Annotated in this window: 25 protein-coding genes and 1 tRNA gene; 15 read left to right on the forward strand and 11 right to left on the reverse strand. The window is 70.1% G+C overall.

Features of this window, described 5'->3' with window-relative positions:
- Positions 1-76: 76 nt before the first annotated feature.
- A complete protein-coding gene (locus tag FBY35_RS32805; RefSeq protein ID WP_142218295.1) occupies positions 77-1,648 on the forward strand; it encodes an MFS transporter in 1,572 nt (523 codons plus the stop codon).
- Between the two features lie 281 nt (positions 1,649-1,929).
- Here FBY35_RS32805 and FBY35_RS32810 read toward each other — a convergent pair whose 3' ends face one another.
- The 3 genes from FBY35_RS32810 to FBY35_RS32820 form a co-directional block, all read right to left on the reverse strand.
- Positions 1,930-2,574 carry a helix-turn-helix domain-containing protein gene (locus tag FBY35_RS32810; protein WP_260848891.1) on the reverse strand — a complete coding sequence of 215 codons (645 nt, stop codon included), beginning with the start codon at positions 2,572-2,574 and terminating at the stop codon, positions 1,930-1,932.
- Between the two features lie 277 nt (positions 2,575-2,851).
- Positions 2,852-3,067, reverse strand: coding sequence for a DUF397 domain-containing protein (locus tag FBY35_RS32815; RefSeq protein ID WP_142217553.1), 216 nt, complete (start codon positions 3,065-3,067; stop codon positions 2,852-2,854).
- On the reverse strand, positions 3,043-3,891 hold the full coding sequence (locus tag FBY35_RS32820; RefSeq protein ID WP_142217554.1) for a helix-turn-helix transcriptional regulator: 849 nt from the start codon (positions 3,889-3,891) through the stop codon (positions 3,043-3,045). The genes FBY35_RS32815 and FBY35_RS32820 overlap by 25 nt, the downstream gene beginning before the upstream one ends.
- A gap of 114 nt (positions 3,892-4,005) precedes the next feature.
- Here FBY35_RS32820 and FBY35_RS32825 point away from each other — a divergent pair, with 114 nt between their 5' ends.
- The 3 genes from FBY35_RS32825 to FBY35_RS32830 are packed head-to-tail and all read left to right on the forward strand — an operon-like array spanning position 4,006 to position 4,557.
- Entirely contained in the window at positions 4,006-4,233 is a 228-nt protein-coding gene (locus tag FBY35_RS32825) for a hypothetical protein (RefSeq protein ID WP_142217555.1), read from the forward strand.
- Positions 4,230-4,355: a hypothetical protein gene (locus tag FBY35_RS37575; protein ID WP_260848892.1), complete on the forward strand. Its 126-nt coding sequence runs from the start codon at positions 4,230-4,232 to the stop codon at positions 4,353-4,355. Before FBY35_RS32825 ends, FBY35_RS37575 begins: the two co-directional genes overlap by 4 nt.
- Positions 4,356-4,374: 19 nt before the next feature.
- Entirely contained in the window at positions 4,375-4,557 is a 183-nt protein-coding gene (locus FBY35_RS32830; protein ID WP_142217556.1) for a hypothetical protein, read from the forward strand.
- Positions 4,558-4,650: 93 nt separating this feature from the next.
- Here the strand turns inward: FBY35_RS32830 and FBY35_RS36535 are convergent, their stop codons facing one another.
- From FBY35_RS36535 to FBY35_RS32860, 6 genes are all read right to left on the reverse strand, one after another.
- Positions 4,651-5,097 (reverse strand): hypothetical protein, encoded by a 447-nt coding sequence (locus tag FBY35_RS36535; RefSeq protein WP_186357120.1) that lies wholly within the window; start codon positions 5,095-5,097, stop codon positions 4,651-4,653.
- Positions 5,094-5,534: a hypothetical protein gene (locus FBY35_RS32840; RefSeq protein WP_142217557.1), complete on the reverse strand. Its 441-nt coding sequence runs from the start codon at positions 5,532-5,534 to the stop codon at positions 5,094-5,096. The genes FBY35_RS36535 and FBY35_RS32840 overlap by 4 nt, the downstream gene beginning before the upstream one ends.
- Positions 5,535-5,771 carry a hypothetical protein gene (locus tag FBY35_RS32845; protein ID WP_260848893.1) on the reverse strand — a complete coding sequence of 79 codons (237 nt, stop codon included), beginning with the start codon at positions 5,769-5,771 and terminating at the stop codon, positions 5,535-5,537.
- A 137-nt stretch (positions 5,772-5,908) separates the two neighbouring features.
- Positions 5,909-6,799: a cellulose-binding protein gene (locus FBY35_RS32850; RefSeq protein WP_142217558.1), complete on the reverse strand. Its 891-nt coding sequence runs from the start codon at positions 6,797-6,799 to the stop codon at positions 5,909-5,911.
- A 185-nt stretch (positions 6,800-6,984) separates the two neighbouring features.
- Complete coding sequence (locus FBY35_RS32855) at positions 6,985-9,555, reverse strand: SUKH-4 family immunity protein (RefSeq protein WP_142217559.1); 2,571 nt, start codon at positions 9,553-9,555, stop codon at positions 6,985-6,987.
- Between the two features lie 7 nt (positions 9,556-9,562).
- Entirely contained in the window at positions 9,563-10,546 is a 984-nt protein-coding gene (locus tag FBY35_RS32860) for an SMI1/KNR4 family protein (RefSeq protein ID WP_142217560.1), read from the reverse strand.
- Positions 10,547-10,764: 218 nt separating this feature from the next.
- On the opposite strand from FBY35_RS32860, the gene FBY35_RS32865 reads away from it, so the two are divergent.
- Both FBY35_RS32865 and FBY35_RS32870 read left to right on the forward strand, forming a co-directional pair.
- Complete coding sequence (locus FBY35_RS32865) at positions 10,765-11,271, forward strand: YwqJ-related putative deaminase (RefSeq protein WP_142217561.1); 507 nt, start codon at positions 10,765-10,767, stop codon at positions 11,269-11,271.
- 10 nt (positions 11,272-11,281) lie between these two features.
- Positions 11,282-11,773, forward strand: a complete 492-nt coding sequence (locus FBY35_RS32870; RefSeq protein WP_142217562.1) for an SUKH-3 domain-containing protein — start codon at positions 11,282-11,284, stop codon at positions 11,771-11,773.
- 8 nt (positions 11,774-11,781) lie between these two features.
- Here the strand turns inward: FBY35_RS32870 and FBY35_RS32875 are convergent, their stop codons facing one another.
- Complete coding sequence (locus FBY35_RS32875) at positions 11,782-13,113, reverse strand: sensor histidine kinase (RefSeq protein ID WP_142217563.1); 1,332 nt, start codon at positions 13,111-13,113, stop codon at positions 11,782-11,784.
- A 152-nt stretch (positions 13,114-13,265) separates the two neighbouring features.
- Here FBY35_RS32875 and FBY35_RS32880 point away from each other — a divergent pair.
- The 7 genes from FBY35_RS32880 (at position 13,266) to FBY35_RS32910 (ending at position 19,100) form a co-directional block, all read left to right on the forward strand.
- Positions 13,266-13,337, forward strand: a tRNA-Gln gene (locus FBY35_RS32880).
- A 108-nt stretch (positions 13,338-13,445) separates the two neighbouring features.
- The gene (glmU, locus tag FBY35_RS32885) at positions 13,446-14,894 is read left to right on the forward strand and encodes a bifunctional UDP-N-acetylglucosamine diphosphorylase/glucosamine-1-phosphate N-acetyltransferase GlmU (RefSeq protein WP_142217564.1); all 1,449 of its coding nucleotides are present in this window, start codon (positions 13,446-13,448) and stop codon (positions 14,892-14,894) included.
- A 109-nt stretch (positions 14,895-15,003) separates the two neighbouring features.
- A complete protein-coding gene (locus tag FBY35_RS32890) occupies positions 15,004-15,981 on the forward strand; it encodes a ribose-phosphate diphosphokinase (RefSeq protein WP_142217565.1) in 978 nt (325 codons plus the stop codon).
- A 220-nt stretch (positions 15,982-16,201) separates the two neighbouring features.
- Complete coding sequence (locus tag FBY35_RS32895; RefSeq protein WP_142217566.1) at positions 16,202-16,795, forward strand: 50S ribosomal protein L25/general stress protein Ctc; 594 nt, start codon at positions 16,202-16,204, stop codon at positions 16,793-16,795.
- Positions 16,796-17,089: 294 nt separating this feature from the next.
- On the forward strand, positions 17,090-17,683 hold the full coding sequence (pth, locus tag FBY35_RS32900; protein WP_142217567.1) for an aminoacyl-tRNA hydrolase: 594 nt from the start codon (positions 17,090-17,092) through the stop codon (positions 17,681-17,683).
- A gap of 54 nt (positions 17,684-17,737) precedes the next feature.
- Positions 17,738-18,229: a hypothetical protein gene (locus FBY35_RS32905; RefSeq protein ID WP_142217568.1), complete on the forward strand. Its 492-nt coding sequence runs from the start codon at positions 17,738-17,740 to the stop codon at positions 18,227-18,229.
- Between the two features lie 199 nt (positions 18,230-18,428).
- The gene (locus FBY35_RS32910; RefSeq protein ID WP_142217569.1) at positions 18,429-19,100 is read left to right on the forward strand and encodes a PT domain-containing protein; all 672 of its coding nucleotides are present in this window, start codon (positions 18,429-18,431) and stop codon (positions 19,098-19,100) included.
- A 79-nt stretch (positions 19,101-19,179) separates the two neighbouring features.
- Here the strand turns inward: FBY35_RS32910 and ppc are convergent, their stop codons facing one another.
- Positions 19,180-21,909, reverse strand: a complete 2,730-nt coding sequence (ppc, locus tag FBY35_RS32915; protein WP_142217570.1) for a phosphoenolpyruvate carboxylase — start codon at positions 21,907-21,909, stop codon at positions 19,180-19,182.
- Between the two features lie 222 nt (positions 21,910-22,131).
- Between ppc and FBY35_RS32920 the strand changes: the two genes are divergently transcribed.
- Both FBY35_RS32920 and FBY35_RS32925 read left to right on the forward strand, forming a co-directional pair.
- A complete protein-coding gene (locus FBY35_RS32920) occupies positions 22,132-23,112 on the forward strand; it encodes a fatty acid desaturase (protein WP_186357121.1) in 981 nt (326 codons plus the stop codon).
- A complete protein-coding gene (locus FBY35_RS32925; RefSeq protein ID WP_142217571.1) occupies positions 23,109-23,801 on the forward strand; it encodes a TetR/AcrR family transcriptional regulator in 693 nt (230 codons plus the stop codon). The genes FBY35_RS32920 and FBY35_RS32925 overlap by 4 nt, the downstream gene beginning before the upstream one ends.
- Positions 23,802-23,832: the final 31 nt, after the last annotated feature.

Here is a 23,832-nt window from a genome sequence, read left to right on the forward strand (position 1 = left end):
AGATGCAGGGGGAAAGGATTCTGGGATGAGCGCGGAAAGTTGTGACGATCCGGAGGGGATACGGGCGGCGGGGGCCATGGGGTCCGCGGGGCGGGCCGCCGGGTCCGTAGGGCGGGCCGCCACCCCCGGAACGGCCATTCGGGTCAACGGGACCGGGACCGGGGCCGGGGCGGCCGAGGCACGCGGGCGCGGGCCGGTCGTGGCCGCGCTCATGCTCGGGATGGCGCTCGCCGCGCTCGACGGCACCATCGTCTCCACCGCCGTGCCCCAGATCGTCGGCGACCTCGGCGGCTTCTCCGTCTTCTCCTGGCTCTTCTCCGGCTATCTGCTCGCCGTCACCGTCACCCTCCCCGTGTACGGGAAGCTCTCCGACACCTTCGGACGCAAGCCGGTCCTGCTCGCCGGCATCGTCCTCTTCCTCATCGGCTCACTGCTGTGCGCGGGCGCCTGGAACATGGCCGCGCTGATCGCGTTCCGCGTGGTGCAGGGCCTGGGCGGCGGAGCGCTCCAGGGCACCGTGCAGACCATCGCCGCCGACCTCTACCCGCTGGGGGAACGCCCCAGGATCCAGGCCCGGTTGTCGACGGTGTGGGCGGTCTCGGCGGTGGCCGGGCCCGCGATCGGCGGGCTGCTCGCCTCGTACGCACACTGGCGCTGGATCTTCCTGATCAACCTGCCGGTCGGCGCGGTCGCCCTCTGGCTGATCGCCCGCCATCTGCGCGAACCGTCGCGTACGCGACCGGCCGCCCGGCCCCGGATCGACTGGCCCGGCGCCCTGGCCGTCTTCGCCGCGGGCACGCTCCTGCTCACCGCGCTCGTCCAGGGAGGCATCGCCTGGCCCTGGCTCTCCGTGCCCTCGCTCGCCCTGCTCGGCGGAAGCGCGGTCCTTGTCGCCGTGGTGGTGGTCGTCGAACGGCGGGCCGCCGAGCCGATCATCCCCGGCTGGGTCTGGCGCCGCCGCACCATCGCCGCGGTCAATCTGGCACTCGGCGCGCTGGGCCTGCTGATGGTCGCCCCGACCGTCTTCCTCCCCACCTACGCCCAGTCGGTCCTCGGCCTCGGCCCGATCGCCGCGGGCTTCGTGCTCTCCGTCATGACCCTGAGCTGGCCGGTCAGCGCCGCCCTGTCGAACCGGGTCTACACCCGGATCGGCTTCCGGCAGACCGCGATCATCGGCATCACGCTCGCGGGTCTGATCCTGCTCGCCTTCCCCCTCCTCCCGTACCCCGGCGAACCCTGGCAGCCGGCCCTGATCATGCTGCTGCTCGGCGGGGCGCTCGGCCTCTTCCAACTCCCGTTGATCGTCGGCGTCCAGTCGACGGTCGGCTGGTCGGAGCGGGGCACGACGACGGCGTCCGTACTCTTCTGCCGCCAGGTGGGCCAGAGCATCGGCGCGGCCCTGTTCGGCGCGATTGCGAACGGCGTCCTGTCAGCACGCCTCGGCGGCGGCGACCTCGATTCGGTGGCCCGTGCCGTGACGAGGGACGAATCGTCGGACGAACTGCGCCGAGCGGTCGCGGCGGCGGTCGACTACGTGTACGTGGGCGCGGCAACGGCTGCGGCGTTGTCCCTGCTCGTCCTCCTCTTCGTCGCCCCGCGCCGCTTTCCCGTACTCGACGAACCGAACGCGGACGCCCCTGCGCAGTAGGAGGTTGTGCGATCTCCGTGAAGCTTTCCCGCTGAGGCTTACCCTCTCGGCGATCGCACATCACGCCGGTGAAGTAGCGCCTCACGACGGCTGAAGGGCCACCTCGCCCCTCCGCCGCGGGAGCACCGCTCATGCCGCTGCCGGGGCCGCCGCGCGGCAGTCGCGACAGCGGTCCTCCGGCTCCTGGGACCGGAAAGCCCGCTCGCAGCCGTCACAGGTACGGAGCGGGACGACAGGTTCGGGCGGAGCGAGGACCGGGAGCGGCGGCGGCAGGAGCGCAGTCAGGCGGTGTTCCAGGAAGCGCGCCGGGTGGTGGATGGGGACGGCCGGGAGGTTCGCGGTGAGGGTGCGGGTGATCTGAGCGGGGGTGGCGTTACGCGTGAGCCAGTCGTCCACGGCGGGCGCGAGGCGGTGTACGTCGCGTACGGAGAGCAGCAGGCGCGGGTCGATGCCGCGCAGCCCGGCAAGCAGCTCGAAGGCGAGGCCGGACGCCTCCTCAACGGGTGGAGCGGGGGCGGGGGCGTGGGAGCCCGGTCCTCCGTTACGGGGATTGCCGGGGCTACGGGCACACAGCCCGGCTTCTCGTACGAGATGGTCCGCGTGGCGATGCGCCCGCCACCGAGGGGGACGAGGCGGCGCTCCAAGTACCCGGCTTCCTCAAGCTCGTTGAGCGCCCTGCGGATGGTCGTCTCGCCCTCCGGGAAGCGCAGGGTCAGCGCCTTGGCGGTGACGGACGCCCCGTCGGGCAGTGACTGGATGTGCACGGCGAGCCCGATCGCGGTCGCGGAGAGCGACTTGTGCTGGGCGAGGTGGTTGCCGACGACCGTGAACCGGTCGGTGTGGCGGTGGCGTACGTGGAGGACTCCGGCGCGCGGGGCGTCCTCGGGGAGCGCGGGCAGGGCCGCGTTAGACTGCGGGTCAGCCATGGGGAAGGTCTTCAGCTTCCTTGATGGTCAGGCCCTCGGTGTGGATTGCAGTCCTGCCGGGGGCCGACGTCTGTGTGAGGTTGTTGCGGCCGACCGTACCTCACCGCTCCGATATCCGGACACTCCGTCACCCGATCGTGTATCGACGGGAGTTGGCCGTTGGGGTTGGCTGGTTCCTTCTCCCGTTCCTTTGGGGAAGAGCGCGCCGAGCCGGGGCGCGGGAAATCGGGTCCCGGTGCGGACCTGCGGGAACGCGGTTCCGCGGAGGTGGAGTCGATCAGCCGGAGTACCCGGCGCTCTTCACCTCGGCGACGAAAGCGGCCCAGGCGCCGGCCGGGAAGACCAGAACAGGGCCGCGGGGGTTCTTGCTGTCGCGGACGGGGGCGAGGCCTGGGAATCCATCGGCGACCTCAACGCAGTCGCCACCGCCCCCGTCGCTGTGACTGCTCTTGCGCCAGGCAGCGGATGTCACGTCAGGTCGTATGGCGTGCATGCTCTCAAGGCCTCCATTGCCTGCTCGATCAAGGCAGTTGACGCATCAGGCGGCAGCGCCCGGGCGTGCACAAGATCGTACCGATAGGAGTGCCGGGCCACCGCTGCCCTGTCTTCCACCAGTTCCCCGGAGTGTCCCGCCTCAAGGTAGGCCACATCCGGCGCGTTTTCGAATGACAACAGAGTCACCGAGCCGCCCATGGCCGAATGCCCGCCGGCCGCAAAGGGCAGGACCTGCACCTCAACGCCGGGCGCCTTCGCCGCTTCGACGACGCGGGCCAACTGATCGCACATGATCGCCGACCCGCCTACGGGACGCCGGATCACCGCCTCGTCGAGCACTACCCAAAGCAATGGAGGCCGCTCTGTCCGCAGAAGGTCCTGTCGGAGCATCCGGGCAGCCACCTTCTCTTCGATCTCCCCTTCTGTGCACCAGGGCTGGCCGAGGCGCAGCACCTCACGGGCGTACTCCTCGGTCTGGAGCAGACCGGGCACGCTGTGCGCCATGTACTTGTGCAAGGCGCTCGCCTTGGCCTCGTACGTCATGAACGTCCGCGCCCAGTCCGGGAACGGCGTTCGCCTGACATGACCCCACAAGTCGGTCAGATCGCCATCCGCACCCAGAAGCGTGTCCAGCTTCCTGTCGATGTCCTTGGGAGGCGTCTCGTTGCCCAGCTCGAACTGGGCAATCCTGCTGTGCGCGATGGGGACCTTGCCGCCCAGCTCGCGCTGCGTCCACCCCGCGCGGACACGGAGCTTGCGCAGCTTCGTGCCGTAGAGCGCGGCCAAAGACGCCGTCGGATCAAGCTCCTTCGGTGCAGGCATCGCCGCCCCCGTTTTCGTTCGCGCGCCCCGAAAATCGCTACCCCTAGTGATCGTAGCCCTACGTACCGATGCTCATCAGTGGAAGGTGTGAGCAACCACGGAAGGCACGCAGACATGGAAAGGGCTGAACGCAGAGCGGCGATTGAACGGATCAAGGACGCCGAGGCGGCGCGGGACGAGCTACGCGACACACTCGCGGCGGTCGGCGTGGTGCTGCCCTCGCTCGGACTGGACAACGCATCCCTCGCCCGCGACGTACCGCAGCCGCTCGTGGACCTCGATCGCTGCAACCCGGGCATCGTCCGTCAACTGGCGGCAGCCCTGCGGGGATCCACGCCATGAGCGACGACGAACCCGAGCCGGACGAGCAACCGGCGCAGGACGACCCGGAGGCCGCACGCCGCGAAGAGCTGCTGGCCAAGGTGCGGGAAGCCAACAAGCAAAGCCTTGCCCGCCCCCGGTAGGACGAGAGGAGCGTGAGTCATGCGGATCGTCAGCGTCACCGCCGACGGGGTGCGCAGAGGCGATGTGATCGACGTGGGCGGCATCCCGCACACCGTCTGCGACGTACGAGAGGTGAGCGGGCGGCGCAAGCGGCTGGAGTTCGCGGACGGCAACGCGTACGTCCTCGGCGCGCGGGTCGCGATCCGCGTTACCCGCGCATAGGGAGCGCGGCTACGGGCAACTCAGCCCCGCTGCTCACCGGGCAGCGGGGCGGCCATGCTCCCGCAGGAAGCGCGGCCGGCGCGAGGGACCCCGTCAGCCGAACCAGAGCGCGCCACCGCCGAGCAGCATCACCAGGCCCGCGAAGGCCATGAACGCCCCCATCAGCCGTTGGTACCACGCCTGAGCCCACATCGTGGGCGGCCGGTCCAGCTGCCCCAGCTGCGCCCCGCCCAGCAGGTAGCGCTGCCTGATGTTCTCGGCCCGCCGTGTAGCTATCCCCCGCACATTGAACGCACATTGATTGGGCGCGAACTCGAGAGTCAGGACACCGTTCTTATCCGTCGCTACGTGGATCCCGGCCAGCTCCAGGTCCTTAACACACCGGTTGCTGCGCATGCTGTAGTGCCCAGCATCGAAAGCGAACTCCCGAGCGCCGGCAGGCAGCGCTTCCCTTATTTTCGGGAGTTCCGCCAAATAGGCGCTCGGGTCCAGGTTGAACCCGCCCGGATTTGGGTCCCAATCGGCTTTCACAAATTTCATGCAGTCAGGCTCGTGAAGCTCACGACGGGGCCATCAACCGTGTCGGTCGCCTGAACATCAAAGCTTCGGCCAGGAAACGATCGCTCAAGGCAGCCACGCCAGGATGCGGCGATCTCTCGAGCCAACTCGAAGGCGCGGCGCTGGGATTCATCATCGTCGATTTCGATGTACTGCCACAGTCTGAATTGATTCAGGGTCGCCTCGATGGAAGAAACATCCCCCTTCAACTCTTCTCGCCAGATTCGAAGATTGTCGGGGTCATACACCCGGTCCCACAGAACACAGCCATCGACTTCCACAAACTGCGGAAAGAAGACACGCGATACGGCAGCCCATTCGGCCAGCCCCACATTCTGAGACAAGTACTCCAGGTAGTCGGCGGCACCGTCGATTGATTCCGCCCACGCTCCGCTTTGCGGATCGTCCATGGGGTTCATTCAGCACCCCTCACCGCGGCAGTACATCAGGCGTGGCTGCTGGGGGTGGTAGGCGTCGTAGAAGCTCTTGCCCTGCTCGTCGTCCCCCCAGGGAGCGCCGAGCCCGTCCAAGGTGGTCACCAGCGTCGTCAGCGCCGTGCTCAGGTTCTGGGCCTGCGTTTGGAAGACCGGCGCCGTCAACTTGATGTCGGTGGTATGGATTTCAAGGACCTTGCCGTCACCCTTGCCTTCGCCCATGCGACGCCTCCCCCGTTGTGTTCACGCATTGCAAATCCCGACCTTAGAAGAGCTTGATCAAGATTTACCCATGTGACGACCACGCCAGGGCAATGGATGGCGCAGATGTACGAACGCTCCTTCCGTGGCGGACCGACTCAACCCTCCGCCGCCGCCCGCCCCGTGAGCGTCGTCAGACTGTTGCGGATGTGCGCCATGTGCGCCTGGATCTCCTCGCGGGACGCCTCGTGCTCCCGCAGCATCCGCTCCGTCTCCTGCGCGATCCGTTCCGCGCGAGCCCAGGCCTCGGCGATCACTTCCGCGGCCCGTGCCTGGACGTCCTCCTGGCCGTGGCGGGAGTAGTGGTCCGCCTCCGCGAAGGTGCGCTCGGCCTCCGCGAGGCCGGACTCGGCGCGGGAGGCCCGCTCGGCAAGGCAGGCATCCAACTCGTCCTGCCGGTCGGCGAGTTCACGTTCCATCGCCTCCCAGCGCTCGGCCTGTTCCCGATCCAGGTCGGCCAGCATGGACTCGCCCCTTTGGCGCATCTCCTTCCACGCGGCCACGGCCTCCCCTCGCTGCTCCTTGACCTCGCGGCGGGCCTCGATGCGCAGCTCGTCGGCCTCCGCCCGCGCGGCGAGCAGGATCTGCTGGGCGCGCGCGTCGGCGTCCGCCCGTACGGAATCGGCCTGCTCGCGTGCCGAGTCACGGGTCTGCCGGGCCGCCTCTTCGGCCGCGTCGACCTCGGCCTGCGCCTCGTTCCGGGCCGCCGTCACCAGCTCTTCGGACTCCTCGGCGGCGAGGGCGAACAGGTACTGGGCGCGGCGCCCAAGCGTCTCGTACGTCTGCTGGGCAAGCCCCGACACCACCTCGCGCAAGTCGGCCGCGTCCGCCTCCATCTCCTTGGCGAGGACAGTGAGCCGGGCGGCGCGTTCCCAGGCGTCGTCGCGGTCCTGGGAGAGGGCGGTGACATAGGCGTCGGTCTCCGCCGCCGGGTAGCCACGGCCGCGTACGGCGACGAAGCCGTGAGGTGACAGCGATGCAGCACTCATCCTTCAAGCCCTCTCCGACATACAACGCGATTGGCGCATATCTTCCTGGATCGGAGGGAAGCGCTCATACTGCGACACTCCACCCGGACATATCGGTCAGGATTGAGCAGAGAAGCGTGAGCAAAGACAAGGGCGCCCGGTCTGCCTCAGCAGACCGGGCGCCCCGGTGATCTGTTACCGCAGCCTTACAGCAGGCCGTCCCACATCTGCTCAAGCAGCACCGACCACCAGCTCTCCGGTGACGCGAGCGCCGCCGGGTCGAGTGCGGCGAGCTGGGCCTGGAAGTCGACCGTCCAGCGGCCGGCCTGCTCCGGGTTGAGGTTGAAGCGCAGCCGCCACATCCGGCCGAGCAGGGCCAGGCACCGTACGAACTCCGGAAGGCCGCTGTTCACGAACTGCGGCGCCACCGGCTGACCGCCCGGGCCCGCCTCCACCGGGACCGCGACAATGTGCGCGGTCCCGTACTGGACGCAGATCGCGCGGCCGAAGTCGCTGCCCACCACCAGATACGAACCCGCGTCGGCCGCGGGCTGCACCTGCCGCTGGGCCGCGAGCTCGGCCAGCGTCGGGACGACCGGCTGCGCGGGCTGGGCCCAGAAGAAGGGATTGAAGTCGCCCGGCAGACCTGCCCACACCAGCGTGGCGGCCACGATCTCCGGCACACCCTGACGCGAGACGCCCCGCTGGTCGAACCGGCAGATGCCCTGCGGCCCGAACGCGGCAAGCAGCTCCTGCGCGATGCCCTCCGGAGGGATCGGCGGGGCAGGCGGCATCTGCGGCAGCGGGGCACGCACGGGCGCGGGGCGCGCCGGGCCGTCGGCGACCTGGTGCAACTCCCCCTGGTGCGCCAGCAGTTGCTGCATGCCCTGCTGGCGGGACGCGTGGTCCTTGCCGTACGGGGCGATCGAGGTGATACGTGCCTGCGGCCAGCTCTCCCGGATCATCCGCGCGCAGTACGCACCGGGAAGCTCGCACGATTCCAGCTCGGTGTGCAGCTCCAGCACCTGCTGCGGCGGCACGTTCATGGCGCGCAGCTCGTGCAGGATCTGCCACTCCGGGTGCGGAGTGCCGGGTGCCGATCGGCGGATCAGCTGGGCCTCGGAGCCGTCGGGCGCGCGGTAGCGCAGCACGGCCTGGTAGCCGGGGCCGACGGTGGGCATGCCGGTCGGCTGCTGCGGATAGCCGTACGCGGGCGGCTGAACGCCGTGCGGCGGCTGGGGCGCAGGCGGAACGGCACCGGGCGGCGGGCCGGGAGGAGCACCGGGCGGGCCGGGCGGCTGGGGCACGCCGGGGCCCGCCTGGGCGGGACCGGCGAGCATCGTCGCGGCATGGTGCACGCCACCACCGGGCGGACCAGGAGGCGTCGGTGCGCCGGGCGGACCGGGAGGCTGGGGCGCACCAGGGGCTCCGGGCGCGCCGGGAGGGCCCGGGGGCCGCGGAGCACCGGGAGGCTGCGGGGCACCGGGACCCATCCGGCTCGGGTCCGCCAGCATCGTCGCAGCGTGGTGCACGCCACCCGGCGGCGGGGTGGAACCGGGAGGAGCGGGCGAACCGGGAGGCTGCGGCCCCTCCGGGCCGAGCTGCGGGACAAGCTGCGTCGGCAGGTAGCCGCCCGCCGGAGCGCCGGGAGCACCCGGCCCCGACGGCGGCGGCGTCGCGCCGGGCCGCGCGCCCGGAGTGCCGGGCGCCCCGGGCGGCGGCGGAGTCGTAGAACCGCTGCCACGCGAAGCGCCGCGGGCGGCACGGGGCGGCAGGACCGCCTTGCTCGTCGCCGCGTCCGCGATGTCGGCGGCGCCGGGGCTCACGGGTCCGGCAGGTCCCGCAGGTCCGGCGGGCGCACCGGTTCCCGGCCGGTCGAGTGCCGGGGCGACCGCGGTCCGTGGCAGCTGGCTGCCACCGGACATCAGCGCGGTCGGCGCATCGGCGCCGGTGGCCGGCGGCGGGGTGTCGTCGTCGTCCGACCCGGAGATCGGCGGCGCGAAGACGGTGGCGGGCAGCGGTACGGACGCGTCGTCCGGCCCGGCCGCGCTGGTGTCCGTCCACGGGGTGGCCCCGGGCGGCGGGGCGGGCTCGGAGGCCGTGGGCTCGTAGTCACCGCCACGGGCGCCGGGCCAACCGGCCCCGCCCTGCGAGGCGTCGGCACCTGAGCCCCCGCCTGCGGAACCGGCCGAGGACCCGGCTGCGGGCCACGCCGAACCGGAAGCGGACGACGAACTCCCGCCCGCCTGAGAGGCGTTGGGACCCGCGGCGGCCGAAGCCGCGGCAGGCGCCGACCAGTCGGCCCGCGACGACGGCGAAGAATCAGTACCGGAACCGGAACCGGAACCCGCACCGGCAGGCGACGCGCCCGAAGCCGCAGCCGACTCCGGCGACCGCCGGTCGGGGATCCCGATCCTGTCCGCCGCCTCCTGGAGCCACTCCGGCGGGCTCAGCAGGAACGACGTCTGATTCAGGTCGATCCGCTGCGGCGGCTCCGGCGCGGCAGCGGCCGCCTCCTGAACCCCGTACTCCTCCTCGTACCGGCGGATCACCTCACCCACCGGCAGTCCCGGCCACAGCGTTGCCTCCCCGCTGTCCCGCGCGATCACCAGCCGCTGCTCACCGCCGTCCGAGCGCGCACCGCCCTCGCGGTCCTCCGCCCACACCACGAAGCCCAGCTCGAACTCCCTCACCCGCACTTCGCGGTGCTGGTACGCGGGCACGTCGCCGTTGACCCACTCTTCCGCGCGCTCCTGCGCCTGCGCGAAGGTCACCATCGGGCCGTCACCCCTCGTCCGAGATCGGGACGGCGCGCGCGAAGCCGCCGTCCACCATCAGGTTCGCCACGGTCTCCAGCTCCGGCGGGTTGCCCGCCAGCCGTCGCAGAAAACCGTCGAAGTCGTCGCCGCACGGCAGCAGCAGCCGTTCCACGCGCTGCTGCGCGGTCCAGCCGTCCTGGTCGCGGGCGTCGTCGTACGCGCAGAACCACACCGTGCCGGTCGCGGAGCCCTTCACCTTCACGGCCAGGATGCCGCCCTGGACGAACGCGACGCCCAGATAGTCCTTCGTCAGGTGGTCCCGCAGGCACTTGTTGACGTACAGCAGGTCATTGACCGCGGCCTCGTCCCGCACCGTGAAGAACGGCTGGTCGATCAGCAGTCCCAGCTCGGCGTCGAGCGCCGCTCCGACCGGGGCGCAGCCGCCCGCCGCCTTCAGGAAGGTGCGGTACGCGCCGGGGAGCCGGTAACCCAGGTCCTCCTCGACGCCCAGCAGTTGCTGCTCGGTCACCGAGACCACGCCCTTGGGGAGCCCGAAGTGCGCGGGCCGGGTCTCCTGGAGCGGCCGCGTGCCCCGCTTGCTCTGGTCCACGGGCGCCGTCGCCAGACCGCCGTGGTGCCGCAGCAGCGCCTTCACCTCGACGGGGACCAGCTCCAGGCGGCGCGTGCCCGGCACGTGATGCCAGGTCCAGCCGTGCGGCGTCGCGACCGCCGGGAGCGTGTCCCACAGCGCATGGCCGTCGGCGTGCAGCGCCGCGTTCGCCGATACGTAGTCGGTGAGCCGCAGTTCGTCGACGCCGAAGCCCTCCGGCGGCTCGGCGATCTCCGCGGCGGCGCGCGCGTACGGCGAAAAGTCCGGATAGCCGTTCTCGTCCACACGCACACCTCTGGGGTGGCGCGAGGCCCGGACCGGATCCGGGAAGTTCACGAGCTGCCCGGCATAGGCGGCGTTCGGTGGCGCGGCCGTGTGCCCGAGCCGACCTGTCGTCATGGCGGTTGCCCCCTGCTGCGTTCCGGCTGGTTCAGGACAGCCTATGCGGTGGTGCAACAGGGAGGTTCGACGCTCCACTTCCATCACCAACAGTCACAATCGTGTGACCGAATGCCGACGGGTCGACACGTTTCAGTGCCCCCGCTTCCGCACCACACACCCCGTTTGGCAGGCTGTCCCAGCAACTCGGGGGAGTGCAGGGAGGGGACGAGCACACCATGCACACAGCGCAACCGAATACTTCGGGTGATCCACGCCTCAGCTGGAGCAGCGCCGAGGCCCACCAGCCGCCCGCCCTGGGTCACCGTCGCGACGGCATCCTGCCGGCCGTCGCCGCCGCACTCTCCGTACGCGGCGAGACCCTCACCAGCACCGCGGGAAAGGCAGACCAGCCACCCGCACTTCACCCGCTCGTACAGGATTTCCTCGACACCCTCACCAGCGGCCAGCGCGAACGCTTCACCGGCCGCTGCCCGGAGGCGATCCTGCTCTCGCGCCATCTCACGGCGGCCGAGTCGCAGCGCTCGAAACGGGCGCAGCGCAGGCCACTGACCCACAGCGAAGCCAAACGGTCCTTGAAGCAGGCCAAGTTGACGGCACGTAGGATCCGAGAGGACGGCGACCCGCTGCACGGCAGTTACGCACCACCCTGCCGGTCCTGTACGGCCATGCTCGACCACTTCGGGGTACGCCCCGTCGATCCGACCCCACCCGAGAACGGCTGATCCCGCACCGATGCCCGACCACCTGAGCACCACCCGCTTCCCCGTCTCCGTGGACGCGGCCCTGCGCGAGGCCGGATGGCAGCCCGGTCGCTGGGACATCAAGCTGGCCGAGCACTGGGCGGACACGCTGCGCGCGCATGTCTCGCCGGGCGGCCACCGGCACTCGGTCTTTCCGGCGGCCGTCGAGGCATGGGCGGAGTTCGGCGGGCTGCGGGTGACGGCACCGGGCCCGGGACGGCAGACGGCTCCGAATCCTGTGCGCTTCGACCCGCTGGCCGGGCTGCATCTGGCGCGTACGCTCGCCGATCTGGGGCGGGCGCTGGACACCGAGGTCTGCCCGCTCGGGGAGGAAGGCGAGGGCCAGGCCGTGCTCGCCATCGACAGCGAGGGCCGCGTATACAGCCTGGACCACACCGGCGACTGGTATCTCGGCCCGGACATCGACCAGGCGCTCGCCACCCTGGTCACCGGCACCCAGCCGGCCCGTCTGACCCTGGGCTGAAGCACCCCTCAGGCCGTTTGGGGACATCCGTTCCGGTTCGGCAGCACCGCCGAGACCCGGAAGCCGCCCGCGTCCGTCGGCCCCGACACAAAGACCCCGCCGAGCGCCAGCACCCGCTCCCGCATTCCCACCAGGCCGTTTCCGCCGCTGGGCAGCCCCGCGTCCGCGGCCGCGCCGCTGGCGTCCGGGGCGCCGTTCTCCACCTGCATGGCGACCTCGGCGTCGCGATGCGCGAGCCGCACCATGACCTTGGCTCCGGCCGCATGCTTGTGGACGTTCGTCAGGGCTTCCTGGACGACGCGGTAGGCGGTCTGCTCGACCTCCGGCGCGTAGTCCCGCACCTCGCCGTGGACGGCGAGCTCGACCACCATCCCCGCCTGCCGGGACTCGCCCACCAGGCCCTCCAGATCGGCGAGGCCCGGCCCGTCGTCGGCCGCCGCGGCAGCTGCGGCGGCAGCGGCAGCCGCGACGGCGGCCAGCGGCACCGGTGCCACCGCGCGCTCCTTCTCCCCCGCCCGCAGTACCCCGAGCATCTCGCGCAGCTCGGTCAGCGCCTGGCGGCCCATGTCTCCCACCAGCGCGGCGTTCTTCACGGCTTTCTGCGGGTCCTTGAGCGCGACCGCCTGGAGTGCGGCGGCATGCACCACCATCAGGCTCACCCGGTGTGCCACGACGTCGTGCATCTCGCGCGCGATCCGGGTCCGCTCCTCCGTGCGCGCCCACTGGGCCCGCTGCTCGGCCCGGTCGGCCAGCAGCGACAGCTCCTGTTCCAGCGAGTCCGCGCGCTCGCGAAGGCTCTCCATGAGCCTGCGCCTTGCCCCTATGTAAAGGCCGAAGAGCACCGGCGGCGCGGTCAGGCCGAGCGACATGAAGCCCGCCATCGTCGGTACGTACCAGGCGCCGGGTTCGGGATCGAAGTCCGCGGTCGAGACGTCCTGGCGTACGCGTACGAAGGTGACGATCAGCGTCGCGGTCAGCGACATCCCCGCGAGCGTCGCGGTGATCCTGCGCGGTACGTCGGACGCGGCGAGTGTGTACAGGCCGACGACGCCCATGAGATAGCCCATCTCGGCCGGCGTGGTCGCGATCGACACCAGTACCACGGCGATCGGCCATCGCCGCCGCAGAACCAGTACGGATCCGACGACCAGCCCGAAGAGCACCCCGACGGGCACGGGAATCGCGGCCTGGTCCGCGAAGCCCACACCCTCCAGAGCGCACTCGAAGGCGGAGACGAGCCCGAGCCCCACGTCCAGTGCGGCACTGCGCCGTCGTCCCCACCACAGCCAGGTACGGGCGGGCATGCCCGTGGCGTCCTGCTGTGCCCCCGTTGTGGTCATGTCTTCCAGCCTACGGGCGGGCGCATCTCATTTTCCCGGGAGTGCGGGCGGCCTGCGGACAAGTGCCGTCGCATCAAGGGCGGGTGGTACGGCATAGTGTGGTGTGCCGAGTCGCTGGCCCGGAGATATGTCCGGATTGGCCTCGCCTGCTATCCCCTGTGGTGTAATTGGCAGCACAGTGGCTTTTGGTGCCATTAGTCCGGGTTCGAGTCCTGGCAGGGGAGCCTCTTGCTTCAGTTCTGACTCTCAGGGTCAGGACCCGCTCTTATTTGGCCCCTGAAACCCCCCGGTATCCTTCGGATGTCCACCACCCGAAGCCGAAGGGCATTTCCGTGAGCTCCAACCGCCCGGCAGCCGTCGTCGTCCTCGCAGCGGGTGAGGGCACCCGCATGAAGTCGAAGACCCCCAAGGTCCTGCACGAAATCTGCGGGCGCTCGCTCGTCGGACATGTCGTCTCCGCGGCACGCGAGCTGGACCCCGAGGACCTCGTCGTCGTGGTCGGCCACGCGAGTGAGCAGGTCAAGGAACACCTCGCCGAGCAGTTCGCCGGCACCCGCACCGCCTTCCAGGCCGAGCAGAACGGCACCGGCCACGCCGTGCGGATGGCGCTCGAAGAGCTCGGCCGGACCCCCGAGGGAACCGTCGTCGTCGTGTGCGGCGACACCCCCCTGCTGTCCGGCGAGACACTGAGCGCGCTCGCCGCTACGCACACCGCCGACGGCAACGCCGTGACCGTGCTGACCGCCCAGGTACCCGACTCGACCGGCTACGGCCGGATCGTGCGGGACGGCGTCACCGGCGCCGTCACCGCGATCGTCGAGCACAAGGACGCCACCGACGACCAGCGCGCCATCCTGGAGATCAACTCCGGTGTCTTCGCCTTCGACGGGCAGTTGCTCGCGGACGCGCTCGGCAAGGTGCGTACGGACAACAGCCAGGGCGAGGAGTACCTCACCGACGTCCTCGGCATCCTGCGCGAGGCCGGTCACCGGGTCGGCGCCTCGGTCGCGGGCGACCACCGCGAGATCCTCGGCATCAACAACCGCATCCAGCTCTCCGAGGCGCGCAAGCTGCTCAACGAGCGCCTGCTGGAGCGGGCGATGCTGGCCGGGGTCACGGTCGTCGACCCGGCTTCGGTGTTCGTCGATGTGACGGTGACCTTCGAGCGGGACTCGGTCGTGCACCCGGGCACCCAGCTGCTCGGCACGACGCACCTGGCCGAGGGCGCCGAGGTCGGCCCCAACTCGCGTCTCAAGGACACCGCCGTCGGCGCGGGCGCCCGCGTGGACAACACGGTGGCGGATTCCGCAGTCGTCGGCGCATCGGCCTCGGTCGGTCCGTACGCGTATCTGCGCCCCGGCACCAACCTCGGCTTCAAGGCCAAGGCCGGCACGTACGTGGAGATGAAGAACTCCACGATCGGCGAGGGGACCAAGGTCCCGCATCTCTCCTATGTCGGCGACGCGACGATCGGCGAGTACACCAACATCGGCGCCGCGAGCGTGTTCGTGAACTACGACGGCGAGGCCAAGCACCACACGACGATCGGCTCACACTGCAAGACGGGCTCGGACAACATGTTTGTGGCACCCGTCACGGTCGGGGACGGCGCCTACACGGCGGCCGGTTCGGTCATCACCAAGGACGTGCCCGCCGGTTCACTGGCCGTGGCGCGGGGCCAGCAGCGGAATATCGAGGGCTGGGTGGCCCGCAAGCGCCCCGGCAGCGCGGCCGCACAGGCGGCCCATGCGGCAACGGAAGCGGTCGCCGAGGAGAACTGACCGGAAACAGGTGCGCCCATCTCGGCGTACCGTGATACGTGCACGCAAATTCGGCTGGCTCGCGCTGAGTACACCCGCGGCCAGGGAACACGTCTGAGGAGACAGTGCTGTGACCGGGATCAAGACGACCGGCGAGAAGAAGCTGATGCTCTTCTCCGGCCGCGCCCACCCCGAGCTGGCCGAGGAGGTCGCGCACCAGCTGGGTGTCGGCCTGGTGCCGACGAAGGCTTTCGACTTCGCGAACGGCGAGATCTACGTCCGCTTCCAGGAGTCCGCCCGTGGCGCGGACTGCTTCCTGATCCAGAGCCACACGGCTCCCATCAATAAGTGGATCATGGAACAGCTGATCATGATCGATGCTCTCAAGCGGGCCTCCGCCCGGAGCATCACCGTGATCATCCCTTCGTACGGCTATGCCCGGCAGGACAAGAAGCACCGCGGCCGCGAGCCGATCTCGGCCCGTCTGATCGCCGATCTGCTGAAGACCGCGGGTGCGGACCGCATCCTCACGGTCGATCTGCACACCGACCAGATCCAGGGCTTCTTCGACGGCCCGGTCGATCACCTGTCGGCGCTGCCGGTCCTCGCGGACTATGTGGGCGCGAAGGTCGACCGCAACAAGCTCACCGTCGTCTCCCCCGACGCCGGCCGCGTGCGCGTCGCCGACCGCTGGTGCGACCGCCTGGACGCCCCGCTGGCGATCGTCCACAAGCGCCGCGACAAGGACGTCGCCAACCAGGTGACCGTCCACGAGGTCGTGGGTGAGGTCGAGGGCCGTGTCTGTGTCCTCGTCGACGACATGATCGACACCGGTGGCACCATCTGCGCCGCGGCGGACGCGCTTTTCGCCCACGGTGCGGAGGACGTGATCGTGACGGCGACGCACGGCATCCTGTCCGGCCCGGCCGCGGACCGTCTGAAGAACTCCAAGGTGAGCGAGTTCGTGTTCACGAACACGCTGCCCGACCCGGGCGACCTGGAGCTCGACAAGATCACGGTGCTGTCGATCGCGCCGACGATCGCGCGCGCGGTGCGTGAGGTGTTCGAGGACGGTTCGGTGACGAGCCTCTTCGAGGAGCAGGCGTAAGCGCCGAAGTCGTGTTCGGGCAAGGGCCGCACCCGGTGGGTGCGGCCCTTCTCGTTGATCGATTGGGTCGCTCGGCGGACACCGCGTAGACTGGCGCAGTTGCTCGGCGAGGGAGGCCGTACCCACAGGTACGGCGGTCCGTTATCGACGCGCTCTTCGTAGCAGGCCTGTCGTGGCCGGGTGACCGCCACCAGATGTTTCTGCCATACGAGGAGTGCACATGTCCGAGGTCAAGCTCGCCGCCGAGATCCGTACCGAGTTCGGCAAGGGTGCGGCCCGTCGCGTCCGCCGCGAGAGCCGTGTTCCCGGCGTTCTGTACGGCCACGGTTCCGACCCGGTCCACATCACGCTTCCGGGCCACGAGCTGCTGCTCGCCCTGCGTACCCCCAACGTGCTGCTCGCCGTGGACGTCGAGGGCAAGACCGAGCTGGCCATCCCGAAGGCCGTTCAGCGCGACGCGATCAAGGGCTTCCTGGAGCACGTCGACCTGCTCATCGTGAAGCGCGGCGAGAAGGTCAGCGTCGAGATCCCGGTCCTCACCGAGGGCGAGCTCGCCCCGGGTGCGTACCTGGTCGAGCACGTGCTGAACGCCCTGCCCGTCGAGGCCGAGGCCACGCACATCCCCGAGTCCGTCACGGTCTCCATCGCGGGCCTGGAGGCCGGCGACTCGATCCTCGCCAAGGACGTGCCGCTGCCGTCCGGCACGACCCTGACCGTCGAGGACGACACCGTCGTCCTGCAGGTCCTGGCCGCGCAGGCCGAGGAGCCGGCCGCCGAGGCCGAGGGCGAGGGCGAAGAGGTCGCCGAGGTCTGAGCCGTAGGGGGTGTCTTTGGGATCAGGCCGGATCAGTGAGCGGGGTCTGGTGATGGGGGCACCTCCCGTGCCCGAAGGGCTACGGGGGAGTGCCGTGCCGGGGCACGCGAGCCCGGCAAGATCCGAAAGACGCCCCCTAAGCTCTGCCTGAGCTTGGCTTGACGGGGTGGCGGGCTGCGGCCCGCCACCCCGTTTCCCTGTTCGTACGCAGACTGCCCGTACGCAAACTGCCCGTACGCACACGTCAGTAGCACCTGTCCGTACGCAAACCGCACGCGAGGAGACACAGCGCAGATGTCCGACGCGAACGCCCCTTGGCTCGTCGTGGGCCTCGGCAATCCAGGTCCCGACTACGCCGCGAACCGGCACAACGTCGGGTTCATGGTCGCCGACGTCCTCGCGGAGCGCATCGGCGGCTCGTTCAAGCGCGCCCAGAAGGCGCAGGCGCAGGTCCTCGAGGGCCGGATCGGACCCCCGGGACTCGGCAGCCGCCGGGTGATCCTCGCCAAGCCGATGTCGTACATGAACCTCTCCGGCGGGCCGGTCACCTCGCTGCGCGACTTCTACAGGGTGCCGCTCGCCAACATCGTGGCCGTCCACGACGAACTGGACATCGACTACGGCATGCTGCGGCTGAAGCTGGGCGGCGGCGACAACGGGCACAATGGCCTGAAGTCCTTGACCAAGGCGATGGGCCCCGACTATCACCGGGTGCGGTTCGGGATCGGCCGTCCGCCGGGCCGGATGCAGGTCGCGGACTTCGTACTGAAGGACTTCTCCTCCACGGAGCGCAAGGAACTCGGCTACTTCGTGGACCGGGCGGCGGACGCGGTGGAGTGCCTGGTGATCGACGGCCTGGAGCGGGCGCAAAGTACGTACAACTCCTGATAAGCCCGGGTCCCGAGTTGACCGGGCGCGGGCCATGGCCAAGGATCGCGCCCCATGCACCTCTCTTCCAGGGGACGCCCCCGGACCTCCCGGACGGACATCCTCCTGTACGGAAGCCGGGCAGCCATGGCCGGTGTTGCCCTGCTGCTCATCGTCGCGGGCTTCTGGTCGTCATGGGGCGACGCGCAGCACGTACTGCTCGCCAAGGGCCGCGAGCACGGCACGCTGACGGTCGCCGACTGCGGCGAGAAGACCTGCACGGGCCCGTACGACCCTGAGGGCACGCCCGCGCCCCGCAAGGGAATGACGATAGAGAAGTCGGTCGCCGTGAAGAAGGGCGAAAAGCTCCCTGTGGTCGTCAAGCCGGGCACCGACGAGGTGGTCCGCACCGGTTGGGCGGGCGCGCTGCACGCCTGGCTCCCGATGGGGGGCGCCCTACTGCTCGCGGCTCTGGTCATCGGGGGCGGACTGCGGCTGACCCGGCTCGCCTGGGCGACCGCGGCGGCGGGCGGGGCGCTGCTGGCAGGAGCCTTTTTCGCGCTCTGAGCCCGTACCCGGCGCGCGAACAAACGTCCCAACCGCCCTACCGGAACGCCATATTCACCTGATCGTTATCCAGGACTAATGGGGTAATCGATGACTCATGGTGCGGATGCGACACCAGGTGTCTTGACGGACGCCCTGGTTCACAGGACGCTGAGCCGCCACCCCCACGGCACCCGTCCCTTCTCCCGTTGGATTGCCCATGCGCACCCTCAGGTCCACCGGCGCCCTGGTGGCTGCAGCCGCGCTCTCGCTGCTGGCCGCTCCCGCCGCGCACGCCACCCCTCCCGGCGACAACGGCACCGTGAAGATCCACGACGCCAAGACCGGCGAAGAACTCAAAAAGAACGAGCCGCACGTCTGCTCGTTCTATCTCGACGCGTTCGGCTTCGACGGCGCCCAGCAAGTCGACTGGAAGATCGTCGAGATGCCGCCCACCGGCACCAAGGACAAGCTCGCCGACAGCGGTTCGCTGGCGCTCGACCTCGAGGGTCACGGCCGTACGGCCGACAAGACCCTGCCCGACGGGCACTACAAGCTCATCTGGAACTTCGACGGCGAGCACGGCAAGGCCAAGCACAAGGTCTTCTGGACCGACTGCGAGGACGACAGCGAGCCGAGCGGGCAGCCGTCCGGCAGCCCCTCCGGGGAGCCTTCCGAGGAGCCCTCCGAGCAGCCGACGACGGAGCCCACCTCGTCCTCGTCCGACTCCGCGGCCCCGACGCCCGCCCCGTCCTCGTCCGCCAACGGCGGCGGTGACCTGGCGGAGACCGGTTCGAGCGCCCCGGTCGGCGCCATCTCGGCGGTCGCCGCGGCACTCGTCGGCGCGGGCGGCTACCTTCTCGCGCGCCGCCGCAAGACCCAGCAGCACTGACGCGACAGCGCAAAGCGGCCCCCTCCCCGGTACTTCCGTCCGGGGAGGGGGCCGCTGCCTGTTTCCGTCAGCCCCGCCGTCAGCCGGTGTTGCGCAGGCCCGCGGCCACGCCGTTGACCGTCAGCAGCAGCGCACGCGACAGCAGGGGATCCGCCTCCTCACCCTTCTCGGCCGCCTGGCGCTGGCGCGCCAGCAGCGAGACCTGGAGGTAGGAGATCGGGTCCAGATAGGCGTCACGGATCGCGAAGGTCTGCTGGAGCGCCGGGTTGGAGTCGAGCAGACGCTCGCCGCCCGAGATCCGCAGCACCTCACGCACCGTCAGCTCGTGCTCGGCCTCGATCGCGCCGAAGACGTGCCTCAGATCCCTGGGGACCAGCGTGTCGACGTAGTGACGGGCGATCCGCAGGTCCGTCTTGGCGAGCGTCATCTCGACGTTCGCGATGAAGTTCCGAAAGAAGTGCCACTGTTCGTGCATCTCCTCCAGGACCGTGTCGAGACCCGCCTCGCGCAGCGCCCTGAGGCCCGAGCCGACGCCGAACCAGCCCGGCACGATCTGCCGCGACTGCGTCCAGCCGAACACCCACGGGATGGCCCGCAGACCGTCGAGCCCGGCCCCGCTGTCCGGCCTGCGGGACGGGCGCGAGCCCAGATGGAGGTCCGCCAGCTGGTCCACGGGCGTCGCCGCGAAGAAGTACGCGGGCAGATCCGGGTCCTCGACCAGCTTCCGGTACGCGTCGTGTGCGGCGTCCGAGACCGTGTCCATCGCCGCGTCCCAGCGCGCCAGCGCCTCGTCCGACTGACGCGGCGAGGTGTGCAGCGCCGAGGCCTGGAGTGTCGCCGCGACCGTCAGCTCCAGGTTCTCCCTGGCCAGCGACGGGATCAGATACTTGTCGGAGATGACCTCGCCCTGCTCGGTCACCTTGATCTCGCCCTCCAGCGTGCCCCACGGCTGCGCGAGGATCGCGTCGTGCGAGGGGCCGCCGCCGCGGCCGACGGTCCCGCCGCGGCCGTGGAACAGCCGCAGCCGTACGCCGTGGCGGTGCGCGACGTCACGCAGCCTGCGCTGCGCGCGGTGGATCTCCCACTGCGAGGTGGTGATGCCGCCGAACTTCGACGAGTCGGAGTACCCGAGCATGACTTCCTGGACATCCCCGCGCAGGGAGACCAGACGCCGGTACGAGGGGTCGGCCAGCATGGCGTCGAGGATGACGTCCGCGGCCTTCAGCTCGTCCGTCGTCTCCAGGAGCGGCACGATGCCGATCTTCGCCCAGCCCGCGTGCAGATCGATCAGTCCGGCCTCGCGCGCAAGCACCGCCGCCGCGAAGACGTCGTCCGCACCCTGGCACATCGAGATGATGTACGACTCGATGACCTCCGGCCCGAAGCGCTCGAATGCCTCCTTGACGGTGTGGAAGACGCCCAGGGTCTTCTCCCCCGCCGCGTCCAGCGGGGCGGGCGTCGGCGCCAGCGGACGCCGCGAGCGCAGCTCCTTGGCGAGCAGCTTCTGCCGGTAGTCGCGCGGCATGTCGGCGTAGCGCCAGGACTCCTCGCCGAGCCGGTCGAAGAGCTGGCCGAGCGCGTGGTGGTGGGCGTCCGCGTGCTCCCGTACGTCCATCGTGGCCAGCTGCAGTCCGAAGGCCGCGAGCGTACGGATCGTACGGTCCAGGCGGCCGTCGGCGAAGAGCCCGCCGCGGTGCGCGCGCAGCGAGGTCTGGATCAGCGTGAGATCGTCCAGCAGCTCGGCCGTGCCGAGATAGTCGCGGCCCTGCGCGTGCGCAGTGCCCTTGGCGAGGCGCTCGCGGGTGTTGACGAGCTTCTGCCGGATGCAGGTCGCCTTGAGGCGGTACGGCTCCTCGGCGTTCAGGCGCTTGTAGCGGGGGCTGATCTCGGGCAGCAGCTCCAGGTCCCGCCGGAGCGAGCTCAGCAGTTCCTCGGTCGCGCCGGCGTAGCGGATGGAGTTGGAGAGCAGTCCGCGCAGGCCGTCGATGGCTTCGAGCGCGTCGGTGATGCCGTGCTCGTGCTGGAGGATCAGCACTTCCCAGGTCACCGCGGGGGTGACATTGGGGTTGCCGTCGCGGTCGCCGCCGATCCAGGTGCCGAAGGTCAGCGGCCGGGTGCCCGCGGGCAGTTCGACGCCGACCCGCTCAAGTTCGGCGGCGAGGTCCTCAAGGACGTCGCCGACGGCACCGGCGTGCAGCTCGTCCAGGTAGTAGATCGCGTTGCGTGCTTCATCGGCCGGCTCCGGCCGCACCACCCGCAGCTCGTCGGTCTGCCAGATCAGGTCGATGTTCTCGGCGAGCCGCAGATCGTGCCGGCGCCGGTCGGCGGGGCTGACCGGGGTCTCCAGCAGCTCGGCGATCCGGCGCAGCTTGTTCAGTACCGAACGCCGGGCGGCCTCGGTCGGGTGGGCGGTGAACACGGGCCGGACGTTCAGATTCCTGACCGTCTCGCGCATATGCTCGGGGTCGGCGTCCTTGAGCCGGTCCGCGGTACGGGACAGCAGACCGCCCTCGGCCGCGCGCCGCTCGCGCATCTCGTGGCCACGGTGCACCTGCTCGGTGACATTGGCCAGATGGAAGTAGGTGGAGAAGGCCCGCACCAGCTTCGCTGCGGTCTCCAGGTCGGTGTCGCCCAGCAGCTCGGCGGCGGCCTCGCCGTCGCTGCGTGTCAGGGCCCGGACCCGCTCGACGAGCTCCAGGAGCTCGGGGCCCTCCTGGCGGACGAGGGTCTCGCCCAGAAGGTCGCCCAGTCGGCGGATGTCGGCGCGCAGTTCGGTACTGGCGGTGAGGGTCTGGTCGGCACTGCTCACAGGTGCGGCTCCTTGCAGTGTTTGAGCACGTCTGGAGGGGTCTGGAGGCTGCGGACCGCGCTGTCCGACGACACCCAGGATAGGTGCCCTTTTCTTTGACGTTCGCCGCCGTTCTCCAAGGGTCTCTTGCCGAGAGGCTGCGCACTGCCATACTTACGATGCCGTAGGTTACGCGACCGTAACGCGGTATCTGTAGTGATCTCTCACCCCACAGGGGACCCCATGACGACAAGCCCCGATCTGCTGGACGACGCCCCCGAGACGACGTCGGCCGACCTCCCCTCTGCCACGCTCAGCGGGGACCGCAAGCGGTCGATCGAGCAGATCGCCCTGCTGCTCTTCATCACGGTGCCCTTCTTCGCCCTGCTCGCGGCCGTGCCGCTGGCCTGGGGACGGGGGGTGAGCTGGCTCGATCTGGGCCTGCTCGTTGCCATGTACTACATCGGCTGCCACGGCATCACGATCGGCTTCCACCGCTATTTCACCCACGGCTCCTTCAAGGCGAAGCGCCCGCTGCGGATCGTGCTCGCGGTCATGGGCTCGCTGGCCGTCGAGGGCCCGCTGGTGCGCTGGGTGGCCGACCACCGCAAGCACCACAAGTTCTCCGACGCCGAGGGCGACCCCCACTCGCCATGGCGTTTCGGCGAGAGTGTCCCCGCGCTGATGAAGGGCCTGTGGTGGGCACACATCGGCTGGATGTTCGACGAGGAGCGCACGCCGCAGCACAAGTACGCACCGGACCTGATCAAGGACCCGGCCCTGCGCCGGATCTCTCGTGACTTCATCTGGTGGACGGTGCTCTCGCTCGCGATCCCGCCGCTGGTCGGCGGTCTGGTGACCATGTCGTGGTGGGGGGCCTTCACCGCCTTCTTCTGGGGCTCGCTCGTCCGGGTCGCGCTGCTGCATCACGTCACCTGGTCGATCAACTCGATCTGCCACGCGGTCGGCAAGCGCCCCTTCAAGTCCCGCGACCGCTCGGGCAATGTCTGGTGGCTGGCTGTGCTCTCCTGCGGCGAGTCCTGGCACAACCTCCACCACGCCGAGCCGACGAGCGCGCGCCACGGGGTGCTGCGCGGGCAGATCGACTCCAGCGCCCGGCTGATCCGCTGGTTCGAGCAGCTGGGCTGGGCCTACGACGTGCGCTGGCCCAGCGCGTCCCGTATCGACGCCCGGCGCAAGGGCGAGGCAGCCGACCCGGCATGATTGACGACGTGGCGATCGACGGCGGCACCAGCAGCGGTACGGACAAGAAGCGGCCCCCCGGAAGCAGGCGGGCCCGCCGGGTCCGGATGACCGGGGCCGAGCGCCGGGAGCAGCTGCTGGACATCGGCCGCACCCTGTTCGCCGAGAAGGGCTTCGAGGGCACGTCGGTCGAGGAGATCGCCGCGAAGGCGGGCGTCTCCAAGCCGGTGGTGTACGAGCACTTCGGCGGCAAGGAGGGGCTGTACGCCGTCGTCGTCGACCGCGAGATGCGCCAGCTGCTCGACATGGTGACCAGCGCGCTGACCGCGGGGCACCCTCGGGAGCTGCTCGAACAGGCCGCCTTCGCCCTGCTCGACTACATCGAGACGTATACGGACGGCTTCCGCATCCTCGTCCGTGACTCGCCCGTCGCCCAGTCGACGGGCACCTTCGCCTCGCTGATCAGTGATATCGCGACCCAGGTCGAGGACATCCTCGGCCTGGAGTTCAAGGCCCGCGGCTTCGACCCGAAGCTGGCTCCGCTGTACGCCCAGGCGCTGGTCGGCATGGTGGCGCTCACGGGCCAGTGGTGGGTGGACGCACGCCGTCCCAAGAAGGCCGAGGTCGCGGCGCATCTGGTGAATCTGGCGTGGCACGGCCTGGACGGCCTGGAGCAGAAGCCGCGGCTGATAGGACACCGCAAGAGCTGACCGGACTCACGGGTATCCGTGATCCCCGGTC

The sequence above is a fragment of the Streptomyces sp. SLBN-118 genome (assembly GCF_006715635.1).
Classification (GTDB): domain Bacteria; phylum Actinomycetota; class Actinomycetes; order Streptomycetales; family Streptomycetaceae; genus Streptomyces.

Excerpts from the sequence above, each read along its gene's own strand:
- FBY35_RS37575 (WP_260848892.1), top strand. The coding sequence starts at position 4,230 with ATGAGCGACGACGAACCCGAGCCGGACGAGCAACCGGCGCAGGACGAC.
- FBY35_RS32845 (WP_260848893.1), bottom strand. The coding sequence starts at position 5,771 with ATGGGCGAAGGCAAGGGTGACGGCAAGGTCCTTGAAATCCATACCACC.
- FBY35_RS32895 (WP_142217566.1), top strand. The coding sequence starts at position 16,202 with ATGTCCGAGGTCAAGCTCGCCGCCGAGATCCGTACCGAGTTCGGCAAG.
- FBY35_RS32925 (WP_142217571.1), top strand. The coding sequence starts at position 23,109 with ATGATTGACGACGTGGCGATCGACGGCGGCACCAGCAGCGGTACGGAC.
- pth (WP_142217567.1), top strand. The coding sequence starts at position 17,090 with ATGTCCGACGCGAACGCCCCTTGGCTCGTCGTGGGCCTCGGCAATCCA.
- FBY35_RS32910 (WP_142217569.1), top strand. The coding sequence starts at position 18,429 with ATGCGCACCCTCAGGTCCACCGGCGCCCTGGTGGCTGCAGCCGCGCTC.
- FBY35_RS32865 (WP_142217561.1), top strand. The coding sequence starts at position 10,765 with ATGCACACAGCGCAACCGAATACTTCGGGTGATCCACGCCTCAGCTGG.
- FBY35_RS32860 (WP_142217560.1), bottom strand. The coding sequence starts at position 10,546 with ATGACGACAGGTCGGCTCGGGCACACGGCCGCGCCACCGAACGCCGCC.
- FBY35_RS32840 (WP_142217557.1), bottom strand. The coding sequence starts at position 5,534 with ATGAACCCCATGGACGATCCGCAAAGCGGAGCGTGGGCGGAATCAATC.
- FBY35_RS32830 (WP_142217556.1), top strand. The coding sequence starts at position 4,375 with ATGCGGATCGTCAGCGTCACCGCCGACGGGGTGCGCAGAGGCGATGTG.
- FBY35_RS32850 (WP_142217558.1), bottom strand. The coding sequence starts at position 6,799 with ATGAGTGCTGCATCGCTGTCACCTCACGGCTTCGTCGCCGTACGCGGC.
- FBY35_RS32855 (WP_142217559.1), bottom strand. The coding sequence starts at position 9,555 with ATGGTGACCTTCGCGCAGGCGCAGGAGCGCGCGGAAGAGTGGGTCAAC.
- FBY35_RS32805 (WP_142218295.1), top strand. The coding sequence starts at position 77 with ATGGGGTCCGCGGGGCGGGCCGCCGGGTCCGTAGGGCGGGCCGCCACC.
- FBY35_RS32870 (WP_142217562.1), top strand. The coding sequence starts at position 11,282 with ATGCCCGACCACCTGAGCACCACCCGCTTCCCCGTCTCCGTGGACGCG.
- FBY35_RS32810 (WP_260848891.1), bottom strand. The coding sequence starts at position 2,574 with ATGGCTGACCCGCAGTCTAACGCGGCCCTGCCCGCGCTCCCCGAGGAC.
- FBY35_RS32825 (WP_142217555.1), top strand. The coding sequence starts at position 4,006 with ATGGAAAGGGCTGAACGCAGAGCGGCGATTGAACGGATCAAGGACGCC.
- FBY35_RS32920 (WP_186357121.1), top strand. The coding sequence starts at position 22,132 with ATGACGACAAGCCCCGATCTGCTGGACGACGCCCCCGAGACGACGTCG.
- FBY35_RS32820 (WP_142217554.1), bottom strand. The coding sequence starts at position 3,891 with ATGCCTGCACCGAAGGAGCTTGATCCGACGGCGTCTTTGGCCGCGCTC.
- FBY35_RS36535 (WP_186357120.1), bottom strand. The coding sequence starts at position 5,097 with ATGAAATTTGTGAAAGCCGATTGGGACCCAAATCCGGGCGGGTTCAAC.
- FBY35_RS32905 (WP_142217568.1), top strand. The coding sequence starts at position 17,738 with ATGCACCTCTCTTCCAGGGGACGCCCCCGGACCTCCCGGACGGACATC.
- FBY35_RS32815 (WP_142217553.1), bottom strand. The coding sequence starts at position 3,067 with ATGCACGCCATACGACCTGACGTGACATCCGCTGCCTGGCGCAAGAGC.
- FBY35_RS32875 (WP_142217563.1), bottom strand. The coding sequence starts at position 13,113 with ATGACCACAACGGGGGCACAGCAGGACGCCACGGGCATGCCCGCCCGT.